The sequence below is a fragment of the Clostridium formicaceticum genome, assembly GCF_001854185.1.
Taxonomy (GTDB): Bacteria; Bacillota; Clostridia; order Peptostreptococcales; family Natronincolaceae; genus Andreesenella; species Andreesenella formicacetica.
In genome coordinates this window covers 3,302,518-3,323,296 of the sequence record NZ_CP017603.1, presented here as the reverse complement: position 1 = coordinate 3,323,296, position 20,779 = coordinate 3,302,518, and the positions used below count along the sequence as shown (strand labels likewise).

The following is a 20,779-nucleotide window of genomic DNA, read 5'->3' as shown; positions in this document are numbered from 1 at the left end:
TATTCTACATATTTACAAAATTATATACTATTTTTAAAAGGAGAAAGTTTATGTTTGAAAAACCACTAGAAAAAGGAAAAAAAGAGGATTTAAGAGTACGAAGAACTTATAAACTATTATTAAATGCACTTACTAGCTTGCTTGAAGAAAAATCTTTTGAAGAAATCAATGTCACAGATATTTGTGCTAAAGCCATGGTACACCGTACCACCTTCTATAAACATTTTAACGATAAATATCATTTGTTAGAAGTAGGCATAGCAACCCTTATTAAAAACTTTGATCAAGCCAGCCTCATGGGTGGAAATTTTGAGTATCCTAAACAATACTATATGTCTGTAATCAAACATGCTTTGGAGTATCTTGCAGCTAATAAAAAACGATCTTTACTGGTTTTAGTTACAGGTGGGAGTGGCTCTCTTATGACAACCCTCCACAAATTACTTGCTGAAGAAATAAAACGAAAGCTAGAAGAAAATGAAAAAAAAGGCGTTGTTTATTATGTTCCTATACGCATCATTGCAGAGTTTCACGCTGGTGCATTGCTTTCTTTAGCAAAATGGTGGCTTGAAAACAAGATGTCTGTTCCAGAGGAAGAAATGATTAAATATGTAGACTTAATGATTAATGGAAATAACTATGTATTTACTCCAGATTCCTTAAAGATCCCTAAAACTTAACCTGTTATAAGTAAAAATGAGTTGAAAGAAGTCTCTCAAGAATCACCTTGTTGAAAATTATTCTTTCAACTCAAAAATATCTCTCTAAACTTATACTAATTTTTCATTATAAATATTTAATAAATTCATTCTCTCTATTTTATTCTCTAAAGAGACTTTATCTATCGTATATAAGTCTAATTCTTTCATTCGTTTAAAATAATCTGCTCCTGCAAAAGTATATCTTCTCTTCAACCCTTCTTCTTTTAAAATTTCTTCGTTGGCATAAGCAATCAAATCTCCACAAGCTAAATTTCTAGGTAACTCCAACAGCGGCATCCCCAATAAAACTCTAATGCTATTATGTCCCGCTAAACTACCTGTTACAATGGCTTCTGTATGCCCTACAAAGAGTCCCCCCTTCTCCCCTGCACACAACAAGTTTTCTATCCCCTTTACCTTCATACCATTGTTTCGAGGAGCTATCGATAAATATCTAATGGAGTTACCGATACCGCCAGCATAAGGATCTTCAAATCTAGCGTTTTCAAAACCCTTCAATTTCCGCAATTTTTCTAAAGGATAGAATGGTGCCATGAGTTTTGCGTGACCTGTGTCTAGTAGTATTAAATTTTCAGCATATTCTTTTAATGCATATTGTTGACATACCTTCATATTTAGCTTATCCATATTGATATCTTCTTTAGGCACTGCAAGAATAAAAACGCCTTTGTTGTTTAATTCATCTACAATTTCCTTAGATAAAGAGTCCTTATTGAGTTTACAAGAACCGCTAAAGGCACCAAAAGAACCATTTGCCCTCTGTCCTAATATATCCTCTACCCCCGCCTTATGACTCAAGCTAACTCTTGGCCCAAAAGAAGGGCATCTTAATATACACATGGCACATCCATTACCGTACTTTAGACAGTTTCCCATAGGTCCTGTTGAACCTGTCGTTTCAATAAACACATCCCCATAAACAACATGCTGGTCCTGTAGTTGAATCCCTTTAATTGTATTCCCTTCTTTTATAACATCCACTGCCCTATGCTGAAAATATAACTCAATACCCTTCGCCTGTAATAACCGTCTTACCTTGGGTTCAATGATGGTTACATCATATAGGTTTGCGTGCTGATGTCCAGGAAAATTAATGTTCTTATGCCTTGAACATTCATCACATAAGGCAAACAATTCGCTGCCCCCTAATAAGATATTTTCTTCAGCAGCAGTATACCTACCATTGTTTCTCATAATACCGCCAACGTTACCTAGGCCTAATAGCATATCTGTCCGTTCATAGATCACTACATCAGCTCCCGCTTTTTTAGCGCTAATAGCTGCTGCACAGCCTGCCCAACCGCCACCGATAATAATTACCTTAGGTTTTGTCATAAGAAATCCCCCCCTGTCTTTACCCTTTTATGAACTGTGTTTTACAAGTACGAATAGGAACACCATTGATATCATGAATAGTACAGGAACCACAAATTCCTTCTCCACAACATATTTCATTGTTGTTTGTCATTACAACCTTTTTGTCTTTTAACTTTTCAATAGAATCATACAATTTTTTCTGTAAGTAATCAGAAGTCCCTAAGAAAAGGAGATCATAATCTTGTGTGTCTATTTTTTTCTGAAGAAGCTCTATTCCCTGAGCTTCATATAGATTACACTTTTCTATATTTTTCACTTTGCAAAATTCCTCTATAAAATCATAATCAGCAGAACCTTGGTCTAGCAAAACATCAATAGCATTATTATTTCTTAAAAGATAATTGATCACTAAGACTGCTGGAGCTTGAGCAATTCCTCTTGTAATCACCAGACACTTAGCATTTTGTGTTTGTTTTAGATACGCCAACCCCAACACACCATTCCAGTAAGGTCCTCTAATACTCATGGTTTTTTCTACACTTCTAATCGTTTTAGTCTTCACCCCATGAATCTCCACAGCTATTTGGATAAGATCTTTTTGACAATCAGCATGCATCACTGAAATAGGAATATCGAAGTATTGGCCAAAATCTTTATTTCTTATAAAAATATAGGAACCAGGTTGGTTTACCTGTCTAGCAAATGAATGAGGTACTTTCAATGTAAAAATAATTATTTTATCACTAAGTTTTTTCCGTTCTACAATCTCGGCGTCAAAATCTACTCTAGGGTCTTTTTTTCTATTTCCCTCAAATATAAAAGCTTGATATATACATACGCCTCGCCAATCGCAGTCGCAGAATTCCTTTCCTTTTAGGTGCGAACAAGTGATACAGTCCATTGTTTCTGCTAAATAACATGGACAATAATCACTTCCAGCATCAATACACTGCCAGCGGTGATTATTCATGCTTTCCCTCCTTTATTTAGTCAAAATCTTTACAGATTCTTCATGTAAGAATTTCGGTATGCTAAAAGCTATGTTTGTCGTCTTGGGCGGTAAATATCTATTTGCTATCTGACTATAAACTTAAATTTTTAAGCGTAAAATATGCTATAATACTAGAATATTTTTTTAACCGAATATTGTTACAAAGTTTATAAGAAAAACAGAAAAAAGTGACAATCAGCACATTGCCACTTTTCTATAGAGAGCATCCAATCACTTACTTATTCCAAAAAATTTTTTCAGGATTTTTTCTTTTGTAGTTAATTCATCGATATGTTCATTGGTAAATAAATCTGTAGTGTTCACTAGTTTACCATCAAGATAAGTTACTATTTGTCCAATTTTTTGCCCTTTAATTACAGGGGCTTGTAAAACTTCCGGTGTCTTAATAACAGATAATACTTTCCCACTTTCCTCCTGCTTGATGGGTATAATCAAAGTTGTCGGTATATGGATATAGAGGGCATCTTTTTTTCCATCTTCCACCAAAACCTTTTTAGTCAAATCACCTTCTTCAAAAACAGTATAGGGTACATAGTCCTCAAAACAACGATTTAGCAGTTCATTGGTTGTATTAAACCAATCCCCATCATTTAATGTTACAGCTACAAACTGCATATTATTTCTGGTAGCAGAGGCAACCAAACATCTACCTGATTTTTTGGTAAAACCTGTTTTGACACCATCCCCACCTTCACAAATACTCAATGTTTTATTTTTATTTGCAAAATGTTTATAGCCATCCCTTTCAGCTGTCCAAAACTTTGTTTTTACTACTTCTTTAAAAATAGGATTTTTTAAAGCTTCTCTAGTAATCAGTGCCAAATCATAGGCAGTAGTATAGTGATTTTCATCATGCAATCCATGGGGGTTAACAAAATTTGTGTTCTTGGCTCCGATTTCCTTAGCACGGAGATTCATCAGTTGTGCAAATTCTTCTATAGACCCACTTACCTCATAGGCTATCGCTGTAGCAGCATCATTCCCAGACCTTAACATTAATCCATATAATAGGTCTATCATTCTTACTTTTTCATTTGCTTCTAGATAAATAGAAGAACCTTCCACCCCTTGAGCTTTTGGATGAATTTTAACCATTTTATCTTCAGGGATATTTTCAATTGCCAACAACGCTGTCATAATTTTGGTTGTACTGGCCATTGGTAATTGTTCATAGATATTATTTTCGTAGAGTATTCTGCCGGTTTCTACATCCATAACGATACTAGCTCTTCCATTAGCATGTACTTCTTCTGCAAATCTGTAGAAGTTTACCGATAGTATCGTTGTGAGAATGAGTAGAAATATACCTGCTCTTTTCAACATATATTCAACCTCATTTCTTGTTTAATATAGGTTTATACTTTTAAAATGCAATAAAAACCATGTTTTCTACAGCTGCAAATTGACAAATAGATGATTCGTAAATTATTATAAGCAAAATAACAAAGAATCATTCTATAAAAAATGAAATAAAAAATGATAAGTAAAAGTGCTTTTACTTATCATTTTTTATTTCATCAAACGCATGCTCGATATCACAGCCAAATTCTTTTGCTAAATTTTCTGCCTCTTTAATATCTTCTGGTCCCCAAATAGACCATCCACCTCTTAATAAACCATCTACATAAATTTCTACTTTGTCTTTTTTAAAGATCATAATTTTATTATTTCTTTTTTTCATTTGTGTTACTTGCTTATTGACGGCTTCTACAGCATCCACTTCTAGTACCTTCATGGCTATAAATAAACAGGACATTGCATCCTGCAACTCTCGCTTCGCTTTATCTAAGTCCCCCTTCATTAAAGCCTTTAAGGACTCTGCAACTTCTTCATTTAAATGACTTATAGCAGTTTTAGGGTCATTGGTACTATACTTTCTGTTATTCCATATCATTTCTATAGCTTCTCTAATATCCATATGCTGCCCCCTTTTCTATTGATTCGTACTTAATCTAATTATAACCTTACCATCCAAAAGTTTCAAATTTTATATTAGACGCATTAAATATTGTACAAAAAATGAATAGAGGATATAAAGCATATCCCCTATTCATAAGTAATTATATTGTCTGAATCATTTGATCCTTGTTTTTTATTAAACATACTTTGAATGCTATGGATGACTTTGGGTGTAGTGTTAATTAAATTATCTATCATGTTTGCCCTCTGATCAACAGGCATTAATTTTATTTGTCCATTGCCTACAACCATAAAGGCTACAGGCTGTACAGAAACCCCTGCGCCTGCTCCACCAGCAAAGGGGAACTTTTCCTTACTCCCGTTACTTCCACTATTTTTTTCTTGTTCGTCTTTACCTTCCTCTTCAGAGGGTTTTTCATTTATATAATCTCCCCCACCAGAGGCAAAGCCAAAGGATACTTTAGAGATAGGTATAATTACTGTTCCATCTGGGGTTTCAACAGCATCTCCTACAATGGTATTTACATCTACCATTTCTTTAATACTTTCCATAGTAGTCTTCATCAAAGCTTCTATTGGATGTTCATTCAATGTCTTCACCACCCTTAATTTTTGTTGAAAGCAATTTTATGCCCGCAATTATAATATATCCTATTTTTAAAGTCACTATACAATCAAAAATCATGCCAAATCTTTTACAAACGTAATAAGGAGCAACATCTATGTGAATAGCTTGTGGTCTTACTTTGCTTTTTAGCAGTGTCATAAGATTTGCCTTTACTCCCCAAAGCAGACCGCTAATGATAGCTGTATCTGCGGCATCCTCTAAGCCTACTTGTGTTTTCCATAATACCTTGTGAATGATTATTCTTTTTTTTATATACTGAAGTACCTGCCAATACTTTTTGTAATAATAATGACCTCTTTTAACAATAATTTTTATTTCATTATAGTTTAGCTCTTTTTCTTGTTTTTCATCCTCTAAAGCTTCAGTGTTTGATACTTCAGCCTTTTTATAAACATTTGTTGTTAATATATTTCTACCATTATTTAGAAAATCCACAAAAGGAATAGTTGTTCTATATTTTAACAAATTCTTTAAAGTAGAAACAGTAATATTTATTTCGTCATTTTCTCCCTCCCTTATAAAATGTATTTCTATTCTTAAGTTTAAAAACAATAGTAACATAACGCATCCTAAAAAAATTATTAAAAAAACAAAAAAATAGTAAATCAGCAAGCGTAATCACCTCTAAGTTATAGTATTACTATTTTTTCCATTTTTAACGATAATAGACTTATTTCTGGTAATCCATAAAACAAATTCTCTTTTTGAAGAACTAAACAATAAGCTTTAGAATATTTTTTAGGAAAACCCATGAAAACTATTGACTTTTTCTCAAAAATCTATATATTTAATATAGTTGAAAATATAAATAATAGATATGCACTATGTGCATATCTATTATTTAGATAGCTAACTTACTATCACTTAACTTGCAAAATAAGAAGGGAGATTGATTAGAATGAAAATGGAACAATTAGGTAGACATATTTTAGCGGAGTTTTATAACTGTGATTCAGATATTTTAAATGATCATAAGTTAATTGAAAAATATATGGTGGAGGCTGCTGAAGCCGCTAATGCTACGGTAGTAACCAGCAATTTTCATATGTTTAATCCTTGGGGAGTAAGTGGCGTCGTTGTTATTCAAGAATCTCATTTAACCATCCACACATGGCCAGAATATGGTTACGCTTCTATTGATGTATTTACCTGTGGTGGTGAAGTAAATCCTTGGGCTTCATTTGAATATTTAAAAGAAAAATTAAAAGCAGAAGTGACGGATACAGAAGAACTACCTAGAGGTATTGTTTCTAGAATAAGAAAACACTCAAAAAATAAATATACAGACATCAAATACAAAATTTCTGTTTAGGAGATGTAAAAAGCCACTGCTTTTTAATAAAACTATTAAAAAAGTGGCTTTTCTATATTTCTATCTTGTTTGCTTATTACTTACTAAAGATATCCTTTTCTCCACCCATCTCACTATTTTCAGCCAAGAGTTTAAACCCACTAATATCTGGTAAATCATCGATAGCCTTTAGGCCAAAGGTCTTTAAAAATTGCATCGTGGTACCATAAACAATGGGCCTACCGATTTTTTCAAGCCTTCCCTGTTCCTCTATTAGACTTTTTTCCTGCAGCGTACTTAAAGCCTTATCACATTTTACGCCTCGAATGCCTTCAATTTCTGCTTTCGTGATTGGTTGCTTATAAGCAATAATGGCTAAAGTCTCTAAAGCTGCTTGGGTTAAACCTTTATTTTCCTTGGGCTCCAATAGCTTTCTTATATAGGGATAGTATTCCTGTCTTGTAGCCAACTGATAATAATCGTTCATCTTTATAATCTGTATCCCTCTCTTGTGAAAATTAAAGGCATCTATCATTTCCTCTAAAATTTTTTTAATTTCCTTGCCTTCTATAGACAGGACTCTACTGAGTTCTTTGATAGATATAGGTTCAGACCAGGCAAAAAGCACTGCTTCTATAATACACTTTATTTCTTCCCTGTTTATTTCATCCATTCTTAGCACCTCAATTACTTATTCCTTCTATCACAATACCTTCGAAACTCTTTTCCTGCATCACCTTTATTTTTTTTCCTTTTATTAATTCTAGCAAAGCTAAAAAAGTTACAACCACCTCTAACTTTTCCTTTGCCAATATAAAAATACTGTCAAAGGTTATTTTTTTATGATGCTGTAGCATCGTTAAAATACTAGTAATTTTATCTTCAATGGTATAGGTGTCTCTAGAGATATGTCTTACATTATAAGGACGATCATTTTTATGTTTTTCGTAATTTAACAGAAGCTTTTCAAAAACCTTTACCAAATCATCCAGCTTAAGGTTCTCTAAAGCGACATCAGCTTCTGAAGTCTCCATGATAATTTCTTCTTTTTGTTTAAAATACAACTTATTATAATGATCCTCTCTTTGTTTCAACTCTTCTGCCATGCATTTATATCTTTTATACTCCAACAGCCTTTCTACTAGTTCACTCCTTGGGTCAACCGTTTCAGCCTCTACCTTATCCTCTTTTACAACTTCTTTTGGCAACAACATTTTAGACTTAATTTCAATTAAAGTAGCAGCCATGACTAAAAATTCGCTGGCAACCTCTAAATCTAATTTTTCCATTTGATAAAGGTAGTGAAGATATTGCTCTGTTATTTCATTGATGGGAATATCATAAATATCTATCTCATTTTTTTCAATAAGATGAAATAATAAATCAAATGCTCCTTCAAAAGCTTGAATTTTAATCCTGCAACTCATGCTATTCCCCCCTAAACAAGATACATAACAAAGCCCAGCAATAAATTTAATAGATATTGTACGATGGGAAATAATACTCTATTGATTACCCTAAAGTAGACTAACAAAAACAAGAGAATATAAGTATATTTCTGCAGCCTATAGTAGGTTTCTTCAAAACTACTAGGTAATATACTCAGTAAAATTTTTGACCCATCTAGAGGAGGAATAGGAAATAAATTAAACACCGCTAAAACTAAATTAATAAAGATAGAAAAATACAGCATTGTATGAATAAACTCACTTAATGCTAGCCTTATAGCCAAGGCGAAAAAGAAAGTAGATAAAATCGCTAATACAATATTTGACAGGGGCCCGGCTATAGATACCAAGAAATAACCCTTTCTCCTATCGGAGAAATTTTTAGGATTAATAGGAACTGGTTTTGCCCATCCAAACCGAAAAAAAATCAGCATGAGGAAGCCTACAAGATCAATATGGGCTAATGGATTTAATGTCAGTCTTCCATAATACTTGGCTGTATCGTCCCCTAATAAGTAGGCACTATAAGCATGAGAAAATTCGTGAATCGTTAATGCCAATAAAATCCCCGGTAATGTTAAAAGAATTGTAACAATATCTAAACTAAACATTTTCCTCTCCCTTCAGTTCTTGATATAAATCATATGCATAGTTGATCTCGTCATCTTTATTATAAATTTCTCCAGATACCTTGGCCTTCAAAACACTCTCTAAAACTTTTTTATAGATAGGCCCAGGCTTAATATTTAAATTAATTAAATCCTCCCCAGACATACTCAGTTTGATATTTTTTAGATGCAGCATATAGTACATAATATAATGTTTTATGTAGCCATCTTCGCAATCATTGTAGTAAAAGATAAGATCCTCTAAATCATGTTGATTCAAGACACGATATAAAGTGAATCTATCTACATCCTCCTTCGTCAATAGCTGGTAAATGTTTTCTTTGTTTTCTAAGGTATGATATATATTTGTTGCCAATTGCTTATTAGCAACAAATTTCGTTAAAACATCATGGAGTCTATCCATGGGAAAATCCCGAAAAATTCCTGTAATAATGATCCTTCGTACACTGGGTATGATAGAAAAAAATTCACGAAACGCATCAATAGCGCTTTGGATACTGCTAAGCTTTTTAATGCTTTCCTTTGTAAGAACTAAGTCAGGGTCTATGGCCTCAAACAAGTTAAATGCTTGCATAGATAAAATATATTTTATGAAGTTTTCATCCTCTAGCATGGGACTGATTTCTTCACGAATCCTATCATCACTGACCTTTTCTATCATGTGATCTCTAATAGCTTCCATCATAAAATTTTTGGTTTCATTTTCAATGGTAAAATCCATCCTGGCTGCAAATCTAATGGCCCTGAAAATTCTCGTTGGATCTTCAATAAAACTTAAATTATATAAAACTCTTATTCTACGATGCTTCATATCCTGCAACCCATCAAAATAATCAATTAATTTACCGAAACTTTCTGTATTCAATTGTATCGCCATACAATTTATTGTGAAATCTCTTCTAAAAAGATCATTCCATATTGAACTCTTTTCCACCTTTGGTAGAGCAGCTGGATACTCATAATATTCTCTGCGGGCAGAAACAATATCAATGACATTGTTTTTCTCCAACCTAATGGATGCAGTGCCAAAAGCTTCATGAACCAAAAGTTTCCCCTGTAGTTTTTGATTGAGTTCTTCAGCAAATAAGACCCCATCCCCCTCTACAACGATATCGACATCATAGTTTTCTCTTTTTAATAATAAATCCCTAACAAATCCCCCTACCACATAAACTTTTTTATCTAATGAATCTCCTACTTTTCCCACAAGCTTTAAAAGATTATAGGTTTCTTCTGGAAGTTGTTTTATTTTATTTAAACAGTTTATTGCTTTTTCATTCTCTGTAAAGGTCTTTTTATACCAATAAGGATGATTATTACCATGTAACATTCTCAATAAATCTGTTCTTGTTACAATGCCAATGATCTTATCCTCCTCTACTACAGGCAATCGACCAATATTATTTTTAACAAGCAGATCATTGATCTCACTAAGAGAGGTTGTAGGACTAATGGTTTTTACTTCTCTTGTCATAAATCCCTTCACGGGGGCATGTCCTAACCCATGCTGCATCGCTTTATCAACATCCGTTCTAGAAATAATACCAATAATGTAGTTATCTTTAATCACCGGCATACCTGTATGACCATATCTGAGCATGATTTTGCTTACTTCTTCAATGTTCATATCCTCAAATACGATTTTTACAGGATAATTCATAATATCTCTTGCTGTTATTTGTGGTTTTATCTTTGTATGTAATGCCTCTAGCAATGCTTCTCTTAAAACCTGTGGTTCACCATTTTTCACTACAGCCGATGCAGCTTTATCATGTCCTGCCCCATTAAATTCTTTTAAAATAAAAGGAACATTGATATCCTCCTTTAAACTCCTACCCACCAAATAACAACGGTTTTCCATTTTTGCAATCAAAAACACAGCATCACAGTTTTTGATTTCTAACATTTTACTGGCGATATGTCCTAGTTCTCCAATAAAACGATCATTTTCATAAAGAGAAAGTATAATCCTATAATTATTTACCTCCATAGTCTCCATATTTAACAAAAGATCTAAAAATAACTGGTCATGCTCATTACCAAAGGATGTTTGAATAAAAGTATTAACAATTTCTAGATCTGCTCCTTTTTCTAATAGATAAGCTGCGGCGGCTGCATCCTGTGGTTTTGTACTGGAGAAGGTTAGACAGTTAGTATCGGTATAGATGCCCATAAGAAACAAGGTGGCCTCAAAGGAGGTAATAGTTACCTCTTTTTCCTTAATTAACTCCACCAAAATAGCTGTGCAAGAGCCATAGGGCTTCATAATTTTACGGGCTTTGACAATGGTATCTTCTGTCTCTTGATGATGGTCATAAATGGTGATAGGAATACTATGATTGGCTAATTCTTTAAATTTTCCTACCCTCTTAAAGCTATTTACATCTACAATCATTAGTTCTTTAATTGCTTTAAGATCAATTTCATTGGCAGACTTTATAGCTAAAATATTTTTATATAAACTATAGAACTTTTTAACATCATTATTCACGCGTCCACTAAAGACCACAATAGCTTCAGGATGTAGTTTGGAACATGCTATCATGCTGGCAATTCCATCAAAATCTAAGTTTTCATGACTAACGATTACCTTCATAACATCTCCCCTTCACAAAATTTACTCACTTATTATAACACACATATATCCTATTAAAAAGCAAAGCAGTACATTGCTGTACTACTTTGCCAGGTAATCTTTTTATAGGTTCCTTTCCTCTTAGTGACCCACCATTCTTTGAAACATTCTCGTTAATATATCGATAATGGAAGCAGATTCTATGGTTTCTTCACCTATGATATCCACTTTTCCAACTTCTTTTCCTTCTAAAGTAACGATAACCTCGCCGATTTTTTCTCCTTGCATAATAGGTGCCTTTACTGATTGGGGAATAATCATTTCCTTTTTCACCTTGGATTCTTCTCCCTTTTTCACCAAAATACTTAGATCATCCTTAGCTACCAGATTGGCTTGAGTATTTTTTCCTTTTTCTACCGCTACAGTACCTAAAGCACCACCTTTTTCAACTACCTTTACAGTATTATAATTTGCAAAACCATAATCCAGCAACTTAGCTGCTTCGCTAAAACGAATTGGAGAAGTAGGCGCCGTTAAAATTACTGCTATATAAGTAGTATTTCCTCTTGTTGCAGAGGCAGAAAGACAATACTTAGCTTCTGAAGTAGAACCTGTTTTTATCCCATTGGCCCCCTTATAAGTTCTTATGAGTTTATTGGTATTGACTAGTTCTTGTGTGGAGACATTTTTTATTCCTACATCAACAGTATCCATCCAAGTAGTTAACCACTTATGTATCTCTTTATGTTTTAAAAGCTCTCTTGACATTAAAGCGATATCATAGGCAGAGGTAACATGTCCTTCTGCTGGTAAACCATTGGTATTCACAAAGTGTGTATTCTTCATGCCTAATTCTTTGGCTCTTGCATTCATCTGTTCAACAAAACCTTCTTCGCTTCCAGCAAGATGTTCGCCAATGGCTACACAGGCATCATTGGCAGATCTTATAGCCATGCCCTTGATTAAATCCTCCACTGTTTTTACTTCCCCTGGTTCTAAATAAAGCTGTGTTCCACCCATAGAAGAGGCTCTTTCGCTAACAACAACCTTATCTGCTAAGGTAATTTTATTGGCTTCTATCGCCTCCATTGTTAATAACATTGTCATAATCTTTGTTACACTGGCAGGAGGTAGTGCCTCATGTATATTTTTCTCATACAGTATTGTACCAGTTGATGCATCCATTAATATAGCTGCTTTAGCATTTATATCAAATGGTTGTGTTTCTGCAGCTACAGTGATATAGCTGCTAAAAATCATAGTAATGACGAATAAAACAAAGATCGTTTTCACAAAAATTCTTTTCATAATTCTCCTCCTTGTATAGGTTTTTAATCTTAGGTTTTCCATCTATATGATTCCTTATACAAGAAGGCCTTTGCCAAAAACAGACTAAAAATTTTTAAACAGTCTATGAACTATATCCTCTGAATGCCATTTTTTGTTACAACGCCAAAGATCAAAGGTCTATGCTCTGGTGCTTCATCTTCTATTTCATAGGCCTTTAGCAATTGCTCTATAGCAAGATCTCTCCTATTTTCATCGTTATAATGAATATAAGCCAGTACCTCCCCAGTTTCCACATAATCTCCCATCTTTTTATTGAGAAGAATCCCTACAGATAAGTCAATTTTGCTATCCTTTGTATCTCTGCCAGCCCCTAAAGTCAGAGCACTTGCCCCAACAATGTCTCCTTGAATCTTATGTATGTAACCCCTCTTATCTGCCTTCAAGGAATAGACTTCCTTAGTCTTTGGCAATAAATCAAGATTCTCTATACAATCAATCTGTCCATTTTGCTGTTTAACAAAGTTTTTTAATACGTTGAGGGCTTCACCGGAATCGATTGCTGCTTTGGCCATTCTTTTTCCCTCATATTCTGTACCAACTTTTTTACCCAACAGCAACATATGGGCACCTAGCGTAATACACAATTTTTCTAAATCTTTTGGTCCTTCTCCCTTCAGCAGTTGAACTGCTTCTTTTACTTCTAAACTATTGCCTATGGCATAGCCTAAAGGCTGGTTCATATCCGTGACAATGGCTACCGTCTCCCTGCCTACACGATTACCAATATCCACCATTTCCTTTGCTAATAGAAATGCTTCATCAATATCCTGCATAAAAGCCCCACTACCGGTCTTAACATCTAAAACAATCGCATCGGCACCAGAGGCTAATTTTTTAGACATAATACTACTGGCAATCAAAGAAATATTATCTACTGTAGCAGTAACATCCCTAAGGGCGTAGAGTTTTTTATCTGCAGGTGTTAAATTAGCCGTCTGTCCTGCTATTGCCAGTTTCATGACATTTACATTCTGGATAAAGGTTTCTTTCGTCATCTCTACACAAAATCCTGGAATAGACTCTAATTTATCTATGGTTCCTCCTGTATGCCCTAATCCCCTGCCTGACATTTTTGCTACAGGAATGCCACAGGCCGCCGCAATAGGGGCTAAGGCTATGGTGGTTTTATCCCCTACCCCCCCTGTGCTGTGCTTGTCAACCTTAATACCCTCTATACTTGATAAATCAATCACTTCACCAGAATGCATCATCGCTTCTGTCAGATACACAGTCTCCTCTTTATTCATTTTTTGAAAGTACACCGCCATTAAAAGTGCTGAAACTTGATAATCCGGAATACTACCCTTGGTGTAACCTTCAATAAAGAAGTAGATTTCCTCCTTGGTAAGTGCTTCTCCTTTTCTTTTCTTGAGTATTAAATCGTACATTCTCATGAAAGCGTCACCTCCTTCAGAATTTCTTTCACTAGGGAAATAAATTTAGGCTTTGTTTTATTTGCTACCTCCATTACTTCTTCATGACTGATAGATTCCAACTGATCCGGTATCGCCATATCTGTCACACAGGATATACCTAAAACCCTTAATCCACTATGTCTCGCCACAATCACCTCAGGCACCGTCGACATTCCCACGGTATCCGCTCCCACAGCTATGATCATTTTTAACTCTGCCTTTGTCAAATAATTAGGGCCACTGATGGCTATATATACACCTTCATGGGTTTCTATAGACAAGTCTTTTCCTACCCTATGGGCTAACTGTATCAAATCCTTATCATAGGCAGAGGACATGTCTGGAAACCTTGGACCTAGTTCATGATAATTGGGACCAATAAGAGGATTCGCACCGATAAAGTTAATATGGTCTTGAATCATCATCAAGGCTCCCGGATATAATTGGGGATTCAAGCCACCACAAGCATTTGTTACAAATAGTAGTTCAATACCAATAGCCTTCATCACTCTTACTGGGAAGGTCACTTGTTGCATACTATAACCCTCATAGTAATGAAATCTCCCCTTCATGACCACAACCGATTTTCCCTGTAGCTGTCCTATCACTAGTTCTCCTGCATGACCCTCTACTGTTGAAACCGGGAAATTAGGTATATCTTTATAATCAATCACTACAGCATCCTCTACTTCATCTGCTAAGCTTCCTAAACCTGATCCTAAAATTAACCCTATTTGAGGCATAGTGTTTATTTTACCTAAAATATAATCCTTGGCTTGTTGTACTTTTTGTAGTAAACCCTCCACTTCTCCCTCAACTCCTTTTTTTATATTCTTTATTTAAATGCTTTTTATGATTTCCTTCACATAACTGACAAATTGTTGTTTTACCTTTTGTGCTGTTTCTATCACCTCTTCATGATTCAATGGTTGATCTAAGATCCCTGCCGCCATATTGGTTATGCAGGAAATCCCTAATACCTTTGCCCCACCATGTCTTGCTACAATCACCTCTGGAACAGTCGACATCCCCACTGCATCTGCCCCTAAAGTACGAATCATTCTAATTTCCGCAGGGGTTTCATAGGTAGGCCCCGTGAAATAAGCGTATACCCCCTGCTTCACATCTAAATACATACCTTTGGCAACGGATTTTGCTATGCTGATTAACGCTTTATCATAGGCATTGGACATATCCGGGAATCTTACACCTAGCTCTGGATCATTTGGCCCTATTAGTGGATTATTAAAGGCAAAGTTAATATGATCTTCAATGAGCATTAAATCTCCAGGAGAAAAACTTTTATTAGCCCCTCCTGCAGCATTGGTCACAATGATGATTTCTGCTCCTAATGCCATCATCACCCTTACAGGGAAGGTCACCATCTCCATGGAATATCCTTCATAATAGTGAAATCTTCCCTTCATCGCCACCACAGCTTTACCCGCCAGTTCTCCTATGACTAACTCTCCTGCATGACCTTCTACAGTGGATTTAGGAAAATGAGGTATTTTTTCATAGGGTATTATTTCAGCACCCTGAATCTCATCCCCTAAAACGCCTAATCCAGATCCTAGAATAAGTCCTATTTTAGGAGGGTTTTTTATCCTAGAAGAAATATAATTTACAGCTTCTGAAATTCTTTCTATAGCCCTCATTATAACAACTCCTTTACTTAATCATTAAATTTTTGAAGCTTTCTCCTTTACCAGTAGTAGGTATATTTAAAATATCTGAAATGGTTGCTGCAATGTCTGCAAAGCTTTTTCTTGTTCCTATATTTACATTGGCTTGGATACCTTCACCATAAATTAAGATAGGAATGTATTCTCTTGTATGATCTGTACCCTTAAAGGTGGGATCATTCCCATGATCTGCTACAATCATAATCATATCTTCTTTTTTTAAGCTCTTTAATATTTCTGGTATTCTCTTATCCATCTCCTCCAAAGCCTGTTTATAACCCTTAGGATCTCTTCGATGTCCATATTTTGAATCAAAGTCCACTAGGTTTGTAAAGATAATCCCCTTATTTTCTTTCTTTAAATAATGAATGGTTTGATCAATGCCATCCATATTATCTTCGGTATGTACAGCTTCAGTAATGCCTTGGCCATTAAAAATATCTTCAATTTTACCAACAGCAATAACATCTAAACCTTCTTTCTTGGCAATTTCTAAGACAGTTTCCTCGGGAGGGTTAAGGGAGAAATCTCTTCTATTCGAAGTTCGTGTGAAGCTTCCTAGGCTTCCTACAAAAGGTCTTGCGATAATACGGGCAACCGCATGATCCCCCATCATAATCTCCCGAGCAATTTTACAGATTTGATATAGTTCTTCTATAGGGATCACTTCCTCATGGGCTGCTATCTGAAATACACTATCTGCAGAAGTGTAAACAATAGGATAACCGGTTTGAAGATGCTCTTCTCCCAGTTCCTCAATAATAGCTGTTCCTGAAGCGGCTTTATTCCCCAGCGTTTTTTTTTCGATTTTTTCTTCAAAGGCCTTTATAACAGCATCAGGAAAACCGTCAGGATAGGTCTTAAAAGGCTTTGTTAGGTGGAGTCCTGCTATTTCCCAATGACCCGTGGTGGTATCTTTTCCTTGTGATACCTCCTCTGATCTACCATAAGTTCCAAGAGGTGCTTCTATTGGATCGATCCCTACGATACCATCAATATTTCCTAATCCTAGACTGATTAGGTTAGGTAAATGAAGACCTCCTTCAGCTTTGGCTATATTCCCCAGCGTATTTGCTCCTACATCTCCAAATTTTTCTGCATCAGGCAAAGCACCAATGCCTACACTATCTATAACAAATAACACCACTCTATTCACCATAAAATTCCTCCTCATAATAAATTTTATTACTATTATACCCCTTTTCCCAAAAATAAAATTGAAAATAAATCTAGATAAGTAACACTAAATATATTACAGTCAGACACAAAATAGCGGAGTCATGGGGACGGTTCGAGGGCTTCCGAAGCGTCTCCATGGCGATGGCACACATGGCGCAGCGTGAACGCTAACTTAAGCGAATCCCAGTGATATAAAAAAGGACCTGCTTTAGGCCCTAGGGTGTGTCTTGTTGTATACATCTTTAATCTTATTTTTTGTTAAATTTGCATAAACCTGCGTGGTGGATATGTCAGAATGTCCCAGCATCTCCTGTACAGACTTTAAGTCTGCACCATTTTGCACAAGGTGGGTTGCAAAGGAATGTCTCAACGTATGGGGGGTGATGGGCTTTGCAATACTTAATTGTTTTGTATAGGCCTTAATAATTTTCCAAAAACCTTGACGAGTTAATTGTCCTCCTTGCATGTTCAAAAATAAAAGATTTTCCTTTTCATTTTTAATAAAAAGGTTTCTAGCATTTTCTAAGTAATTATTCAGGGCATCTAAAGCTACAGAGCCTATGGGAATAACTCTCTCTCGACTTCCCGTAGTGCATTTTACAAAACCTAAGTCTATATTAATGTCGTCCATGCTCAAAGAAATCAGTTCCGAAACCCGAATACCAGTAGCATATAAAAGTTCTAACATCGCCTTATCTCTTTTTCCTTTGTGAGTACTTTCTTCAGGCTGATTCAATAACGCATCTACTTCATTTAAAGTTAGTATACTAGGTAACTTCTTTTTTGTTTTTGGAGACTCTAAATTTAAAGTAGGATCCTTTAAAACAATTTTATTTTGTAGTAGGTATTGATAAAAACATCGGATAGAAGCAATACTCCTAGATATGGTAGAAACTGCTTTTCCTTTGTTTTGTAAGTAAACTAAGTAAGTAATAATCGTAGTTTTGCTGGTATACGCAATATCTTCAACTTCATTTTCACTTAAATAAGTTAGATATTGTTTTACATCCCGCACATAAGACTCTAAAGTGTTATTGGATAGTTGTTTCTCATTGGCTAAATATTCTACATAGTTCGAAATGAATTGATTCATAGTGAAATTCTCCCTTTACTCTTGCTTGCTATAGAAATTATTCCACAAATGATTCATAATTCCTGCCAAAAAATAAAATTTGCAGTAAAATCTTTTATATCTTTTCATCAATTAAAGAAGATTACTGGCAATAAGTCTTATAAACAAAGGGGCAATATAGGCTTCTATGAAGGATGCAACCACAATAATCATCACTAAAATGCCATATAAGCTGCTATAGGGTAACATTTGCTTTAAAAATCCTATGTTTTTTATTTTCTTTATTTTTATCTTTATAAAAGAGGAGGAGAAGCATAGAGAAAAAACAGCAGCAAAAATAAAACTTGGTATGATAATAAAATTTTGAGGAAAAACCCCAAGTAAAAATACTAGAATCCCCCAAAGTTTAAATTCTTCAATCAGTAGTGCAACTGTAAATCCAATAACAAATCCTTTAAAGGATACAATCAACAAAACAAGTGGTGCTAACAAAACCACTAAACCTAAAATCCAACTTAAAATAAGCAACTGGAAGTTATTCACAAAGGATTGTCTAAAAATACTAACCCCGCTTAGCTCATTGGTATAAAATAATTGAAAAAAGTCTCTTAAATAGTAAAACAGCTCTTCTTTCTGATGTTTGTCTACTATTTTTACAGTAAAGGCACCTACAGATACGCCAATTAAAAAGCATAGAATCACCATAGAATAAATCAATAGGTTTTCCCTTATGTGCTTTTTTAAATAATTCATCACCTTATTGAACACAAAATAACCTCCATTCAGTTAATAATGATATTAAAATCATTATGCCAGTCATGGAGGTTTTATGACATGTCCTTAAAGCATATTTAATATATTTTTATAAGCTAAGATAGCAATAATTGTTTTAGCATCTTTTATTTCACCTTTTGTAATTTTTTCAAGGGCCTCTTCTATACCTATATGTACTGGTTCAACAAATTCACCTTCATCAGGATGTGCTATTCCTTCTTCTAAATCCTCTGCTAAATAAATATGAAGCACTTCATTCGTAAACCCAGGGCTAGAGTAGAACTCTAATAACTTTTTCACTTTTGAAGTTTTATATCCAGTTTCCTCGCCTAATTCTCTTAAAGCACAGTCCGCAGGATTTTCCTTTGCCTCCAGCTTGCCAGCAGGAATTTCTAATATTGTTTCTTCAACAGGTTTTCTAAACTGCTTTACAAGAACAATTTTTTGATCCTTTGTAACTGCTAGGATTCCCACAGCTCCCGCGTGTTCTATAATTTCTCTCTTAGAATATTTTTTTTGTGGTAGTTCTACTGTATCTACTCTTAAATTAACAATTTTTCCTTCATATATTCGCTCGGACTTTAACGTTTTTTCTTCAAATGACATAAGTATTTAAACCCTCCCTATATAATTATTTGGTACAGTCATAGCATAGGAATTCATTTTCTATAATAATTTTTCAGAAGACCACAACCATACACAGCAGCAGCACTACAGGCTAGAAAGAAAACAGTGTCATCCTTTAAACTACGTCCCATTGTTTTGACAGATAAATTAAATTGATTTAATGCCTCAGAAAGTATGCTACCATCTTCTTCAATAATAGTATGTTTTCTATGAATATTCAAGTACTCTAATTGTTCATATAAAAATTTTTTCTCTTTATCTGGCAGAATAGGAAGGATCATTCTAACCTTTGTTTTCGCAATTTTACTAAAAACCGTTAAACTATGATGACTTATACCATAATGCCGTTCCCTAGGATCACTAAAACTGATTCGAGGTACACCTATAGGAATTCCTCCTAAATCCTTTACTGCATCCAGTATTTGTCCCTGTTCAATGCCAGTAAATCCGTAGGGGGTGCCAGTGCCTACAATACCAGGCCCCATTGTTACAATAGCAATATCACAGGCAGTAATTTCTTTTGCTGCAATCAAACCATTATAAATGTTCACTGCTTCCAAATCTCCGCCAAATGCATGCCCCACTGTAATCGTACTATCAACAATGCTCTTTTCTTTTAGCTGATAAACTGTATCACTAAAATATATCGGTAGTGCAGCTGCATCCGTCATAATATAGGTAATTTTTATATTAGGATTCATATACTTCAAAGTGGCTGCAATGGGTGTTAACATACTATGAAGGCTACCTACAATAACAGGTAACTCCTTTAAAGACTGGAATTCCAAAAACTTATGATGATTAGGATGATTTTGTTCCTCCGTAGCAAATACCTTTAATTGAAGAGGTGTATAACGCAGTTTCATAATGTGCCCCTGATCTTCCTCTAGTGATGGAGACATACTATGAAGATTATATAATACAAAATGGTAACCTCCAGTGCCTAGCTTTAATTCAACTGCTGTGGTGTTTAATAAGACTTCATCATCTACAGCAACTTCTCCGGTTATTAAGTTATAATTCAATGCTCTCTCTTCTTTTTCATCTACTGCTACCAAAATTTTTGTTTTCTCTTTTGACCTACTTAGTATTTCTATCACTTTACCACGTTTTATATGTAACATCAACTTTTATC

21 protein-coding genes are annotated in these 20,779 nt (G+C 34.7%); 2 read left to right on the top strand and 19 right to left on the bottom strand.

Annotated features, from left to right (window positions below):
- The first annotated feature begins 50 nt into the window (after nucleotides 1–50).
- A complete protein-coding gene (locus BJL90_RS15350; protein ID WP_070969894.1) occupies nucleotides 51–680 on the top strand; it encodes a TetR/AcrR family transcriptional regulator in 630 nt (209 codons plus the stop codon).
- 90 nt (nucleotides 681–770) lie between these two features.
- On the opposite strand, the gene BJL90_RS15345 is transcribed toward BJL90_RS15350, so the two are convergent.
- The 6 genes from BJL90_RS15345 to BJL90_RS15320 all read right to left on the bottom strand — a co-directional run bounded on the left by BJL90_RS15345 (nucleotide 771) and on the right by BJL90_RS15320 (nucleotide 6,160).
- Nucleotides 771–2,057, bottom strand: coding sequence for an FAD-dependent oxidoreductase (locus BJL90_RS15345; RefSeq protein WP_070969891.1), 1,287 nt, complete (start codon nucleotides 2,055–2,057; stop codon nucleotides 771–773).
- A gap of 19 nt (nucleotides 2,058–2,076) precedes the next feature.
- Complete coding sequence (locus tag BJL90_RS15340) at nucleotides 2,077–3,009, bottom strand: sulfide/dihydroorotate dehydrogenase-like FAD/NAD-binding protein (RefSeq protein WP_070969888.1); 933 nt, start codon at nucleotides 3,007–3,009, stop codon at nucleotides 2,077–2,079.
- 252 nt (nucleotides 3,010–3,261) lie between these two features.
- Nucleotides 3,262–4,374, bottom strand: a complete 1,113-nt coding sequence (locus tag BJL90_RS15335) for a D-alanyl-D-alanine carboxypeptidase family protein (protein ID WP_070969885.1) — start codon at nucleotides 4,372–4,374, stop codon at nucleotides 3,262–3,264.
- Nucleotides 4,375–4,546: 172 nt separating this feature from the next.
- Nucleotides 4,547–4,969, bottom strand: a complete 423-nt coding sequence (locus BJL90_RS15330; RefSeq protein ID WP_070969882.1) for a MazG nucleotide pyrophosphohydrolase domain-containing protein — start codon at nucleotides 4,967–4,969, stop codon at nucleotides 4,547–4,549.
- 128 nt (nucleotides 4,970–5,097) lie between these two features.
- Complete coding sequence (ytfJ, locus tag BJL90_RS15325; protein WP_472234735.1) at nucleotides 5,098–5,571, bottom strand: GerW family sporulation protein; 474 nt, start codon at nucleotides 5,569–5,571, stop codon at nucleotides 5,098–5,100.
- Nucleotides 5,555–6,160 (bottom strand): DUF2953 domain-containing protein, encoded by a 606-nt coding sequence (locus BJL90_RS15320; protein WP_070969876.1) that lies wholly within the window; start codon nucleotides 6,158–6,160, stop codon nucleotides 5,555–5,557. The genes ytfJ and BJL90_RS15320 overlap by 17 nt, the downstream gene beginning before the upstream one ends.
- Before the next feature lie 337 nt (nucleotides 6,161–6,497).
- Between BJL90_RS15320 and speD the strand changes: the two genes are divergently transcribed.
- Complete coding sequence (speD, locus tag BJL90_RS15315; RefSeq protein ID WP_070969872.1) at nucleotides 6,498–6,911, top strand: adenosylmethionine decarboxylase; 414 nt, start codon at nucleotides 6,498–6,500, stop codon at nucleotides 6,909–6,911.
- Nucleotides 6,912–6,987: 76 nt separating this feature from the next.
- Here the strand turns inward: speD and scpB are convergent, their stop codons facing one another.
- The 13 genes from scpB to BJL90_RS15250 form a co-directional block, all read right to left on the bottom strand.
- Entirely contained in the window at nucleotides 6,988–7,554 is a 567-nt protein-coding gene (gene scpB / locus BJL90_RS15310) for an SMC-Scp complex subunit ScpB (RefSeq protein WP_070973305.1), read from the bottom strand.
- Between the two features lie 19 nt (nucleotides 7,555–7,573).
- Nucleotides 7,574–8,317 (bottom strand): segregation and condensation protein A, encoded by a 744-nt coding sequence (locus BJL90_RS15305; protein WP_070969869.1) that lies wholly within the window; start codon nucleotides 8,315–8,317, stop codon nucleotides 7,574–7,576.
- Between the two features lie 11 nt (nucleotides 8,318–8,328).
- Nucleotides 8,329–8,949 carry a site-2 protease family protein gene (locus BJL90_RS15300; protein ID WP_070969866.1) on the bottom strand — a complete coding sequence of 207 codons (621 nt, stop codon included), beginning with the start codon at nucleotides 8,947–8,949 and terminating at the stop codon, nucleotides 8,329–8,331.
- Complete coding sequence (locus tag BJL90_RS15295; protein ID WP_070969861.1) at nucleotides 8,942–11,563, bottom strand: CBS domain-containing protein; 2,622 nt, start codon at nucleotides 11,561–11,563, stop codon at nucleotides 8,942–8,944. The genes BJL90_RS15300 and BJL90_RS15295 overlap by 8 nt, the downstream gene beginning before the upstream one ends.
- Before the next feature lie 120 nt (nucleotides 11,564–11,683).
- Nucleotides 11,684–12,850, bottom strand: coding sequence for a D-alanyl-D-alanine carboxypeptidase family protein (locus BJL90_RS15290; RefSeq protein ID WP_070969858.1), 1,167 nt, complete (start codon nucleotides 12,848–12,850; stop codon nucleotides 11,684–11,686).
- A gap of 110 nt (nucleotides 12,851–12,960) precedes the next feature.
- Nucleotides 12,961–14,286 carry a pyrimidine-nucleoside phosphorylase gene (locus tag BJL90_RS15285; protein WP_070969856.1) on the bottom strand — a complete coding sequence of 442 codons (1,326 nt, stop codon included), beginning with the start codon at nucleotides 14,284–14,286 and terminating at the stop codon, nucleotides 12,961–12,963.
- Complete coding sequence (locus BJL90_RS15280) at nucleotides 14,283–15,113, bottom strand: purine-nucleoside phosphorylase (RefSeq protein WP_070969853.1); 831 nt, start codon at nucleotides 15,111–15,113, stop codon at nucleotides 14,283–14,285. Before BJL90_RS15280 ends, BJL90_RS15285 begins: the two co-directional genes overlap by 4 nt.
- Nucleotides 15,114–15,146: 33 nt before the next feature.
- On the bottom strand, nucleotides 15,147–15,965 hold the full coding sequence (locus BJL90_RS15275) for a purine-nucleoside phosphorylase (RefSeq protein WP_070969850.1): 819 nt from the start codon (nucleotides 15,963–15,965) through the stop codon (nucleotides 15,147–15,149).
- 13 nt (nucleotides 15,966–15,978) lie between these two features.
- Nucleotides 15,979–17,151, bottom strand: coding sequence for a phosphopentomutase (locus BJL90_RS15270; RefSeq protein WP_070969847.1), 1,173 nt, complete (start codon nucleotides 17,149–17,151; stop codon nucleotides 15,979–15,981).
- 228 nt (nucleotides 17,152–17,379) lie between these two features.
- Nucleotides 17,380–18,264 carry a site-specific tyrosine recombinase XerD gene (xerD, locus tag BJL90_RS15265; protein ID WP_070969844.1) on the bottom strand — a complete coding sequence of 295 codons (885 nt, stop codon included), beginning with the start codon at nucleotides 18,262–18,264 and terminating at the stop codon, nucleotides 17,380–17,382.
- A 111-nt stretch (nucleotides 18,265–18,375) separates the two neighbouring features.
- Nucleotides 18,376–19,011 (bottom strand): stage II sporulation protein M, encoded by a 636-nt coding sequence (spoIIM, locus tag BJL90_RS15260; RefSeq protein WP_070969841.1) that lies wholly within the window; start codon nucleotides 19,009–19,011, stop codon nucleotides 18,376–18,378.
- A gap of 72 nt (nucleotides 19,012–19,083) precedes the next feature.
- Nucleotides 19,084–19,623 (bottom strand): NUDIX hydrolase, encoded by a 540-nt coding sequence (locus BJL90_RS15255; RefSeq protein WP_070969838.1) that lies wholly within the window; start codon nucleotides 19,621–19,623, stop codon nucleotides 19,084–19,086.
- Nucleotides 19,624–19,676: 53 nt separating this feature from the next.
- Nucleotides 19,677–20,768 carry a DUF3866 family protein gene (locus tag BJL90_RS15250; protein WP_070969835.1) on the bottom strand — a complete coding sequence of 364 codons (1,092 nt, stop codon included), beginning with the start codon at nucleotides 20,766–20,768 and terminating at the stop codon, nucleotides 19,677–19,679.
- Nucleotides 20,769–20,779 lie beyond the last annotated feature (11 nt).

Excerpts from the sequence above, each read along its gene's own strand:
- BJL90_RS15350 (WP_070969894.1), top strand. The coding sequence starts at position 51 with ATGTTTGAAAAACCACTAGAAAAAGGAAAAAAAGAGGATTTAAGAGTA.
- BJL90_RS15345 (WP_070969891.1), bottom strand. The coding sequence starts at position 2,057 with ATGACAAAACCTAAGGTAATTATTATCGGTGGCGGTTGGGCAGGCTGT.
- BJL90_RS15340 (WP_070969888.1), bottom strand. The coding sequence starts at position 3,009 with ATGAATAATCACCGCTGGCAGTGTATTGATGCTGGAAGTGATTATTGT.
- BJL90_RS15335 (WP_070969885.1), bottom strand. The coding sequence starts at position 4,374 with ATGTTGAAAAGAGCAGGTATATTTCTACTCATTCTCACAACGATACTA.
- BJL90_RS15330 (WP_070969882.1), bottom strand. The coding sequence starts at position 4,969 with ATGGATATTAGAGAAGCTATAGAAATGATATGGAATAACAGAAAGTAT.
- BJL90_RS15320 (WP_070969876.1), bottom strand. The coding sequence starts at position 6,160 with ATGTTACTATTGTTTTTAAACTTAAGAATAGAAATACATTTTATAAGG.
- speD (WP_070969872.1), top strand. The coding sequence starts at position 6,498 with ATGAAAATGGAACAATTAGGTAGACATATTTTAGCGGAGTTTTATAAC.
- BJL90_RS15305 (WP_070969869.1), bottom strand. The coding sequence starts at position 8,317 with ATGAGTTGCAGGATTAAAATTCAAGCTTTTGAAGGAGCATTTGATTTA.
- BJL90_RS15300 (WP_070969866.1), bottom strand. The coding sequence starts at position 8,949 with ATGTTTAGTTTAGATATTGTTACAATTCTTTTAACATTACCGGGGATT.
- BJL90_RS15295 (WP_070969861.1), bottom strand. The coding sequence starts at position 11,563 with ATGAAGGTAATCGTTAGTCATGAAAACTTAGATTTTGATGGAATTGCC.
- BJL90_RS15290 (WP_070969858.1), bottom strand. The coding sequence starts at position 12,850 with ATGAAAAGAATTTTTGTGAAAACGATCTTTGTTTTATTCGTCATTACT.
- BJL90_RS15285 (WP_070969856.1), bottom strand. The coding sequence starts at position 14,286 with ATGAGAATGTACGATTTAATACTCAAGAAAAGAAAAGGAGAAGCACTT.
- BJL90_RS15275 (WP_070969850.1), bottom strand. The coding sequence starts at position 15,965 with ATGAGGGCTATAGAAAGAATTTCAGAAGCTGTAAATTATATTTCTTCT.
- BJL90_RS15270 (WP_070969847.1), bottom strand. The coding sequence starts at position 17,151 with ATGGTGAATAGAGTGGTGTTATTTGTTATAGATAGTGTAGGCATTGGT.
- xerD (WP_070969844.1), bottom strand. The coding sequence starts at position 18,264 with ATGAATCAATTCATTTCGAACTATGTAGAATATTTAGCCAATGAGAAA.
- BJL90_RS15255 (WP_070969838.1), bottom strand. The coding sequence starts at position 19,623 with ATGTCATTTGAAGAAAAAACGTTAAAGTCCGAGCGAATATATGAAGGA.
- BJL90_RS15250 (WP_070969835.1), bottom strand. The coding sequence starts at position 20,768 with ATGTTACATATAAAACGTGGTAAAGTGATAGAAATACTAAGTAGGTCA.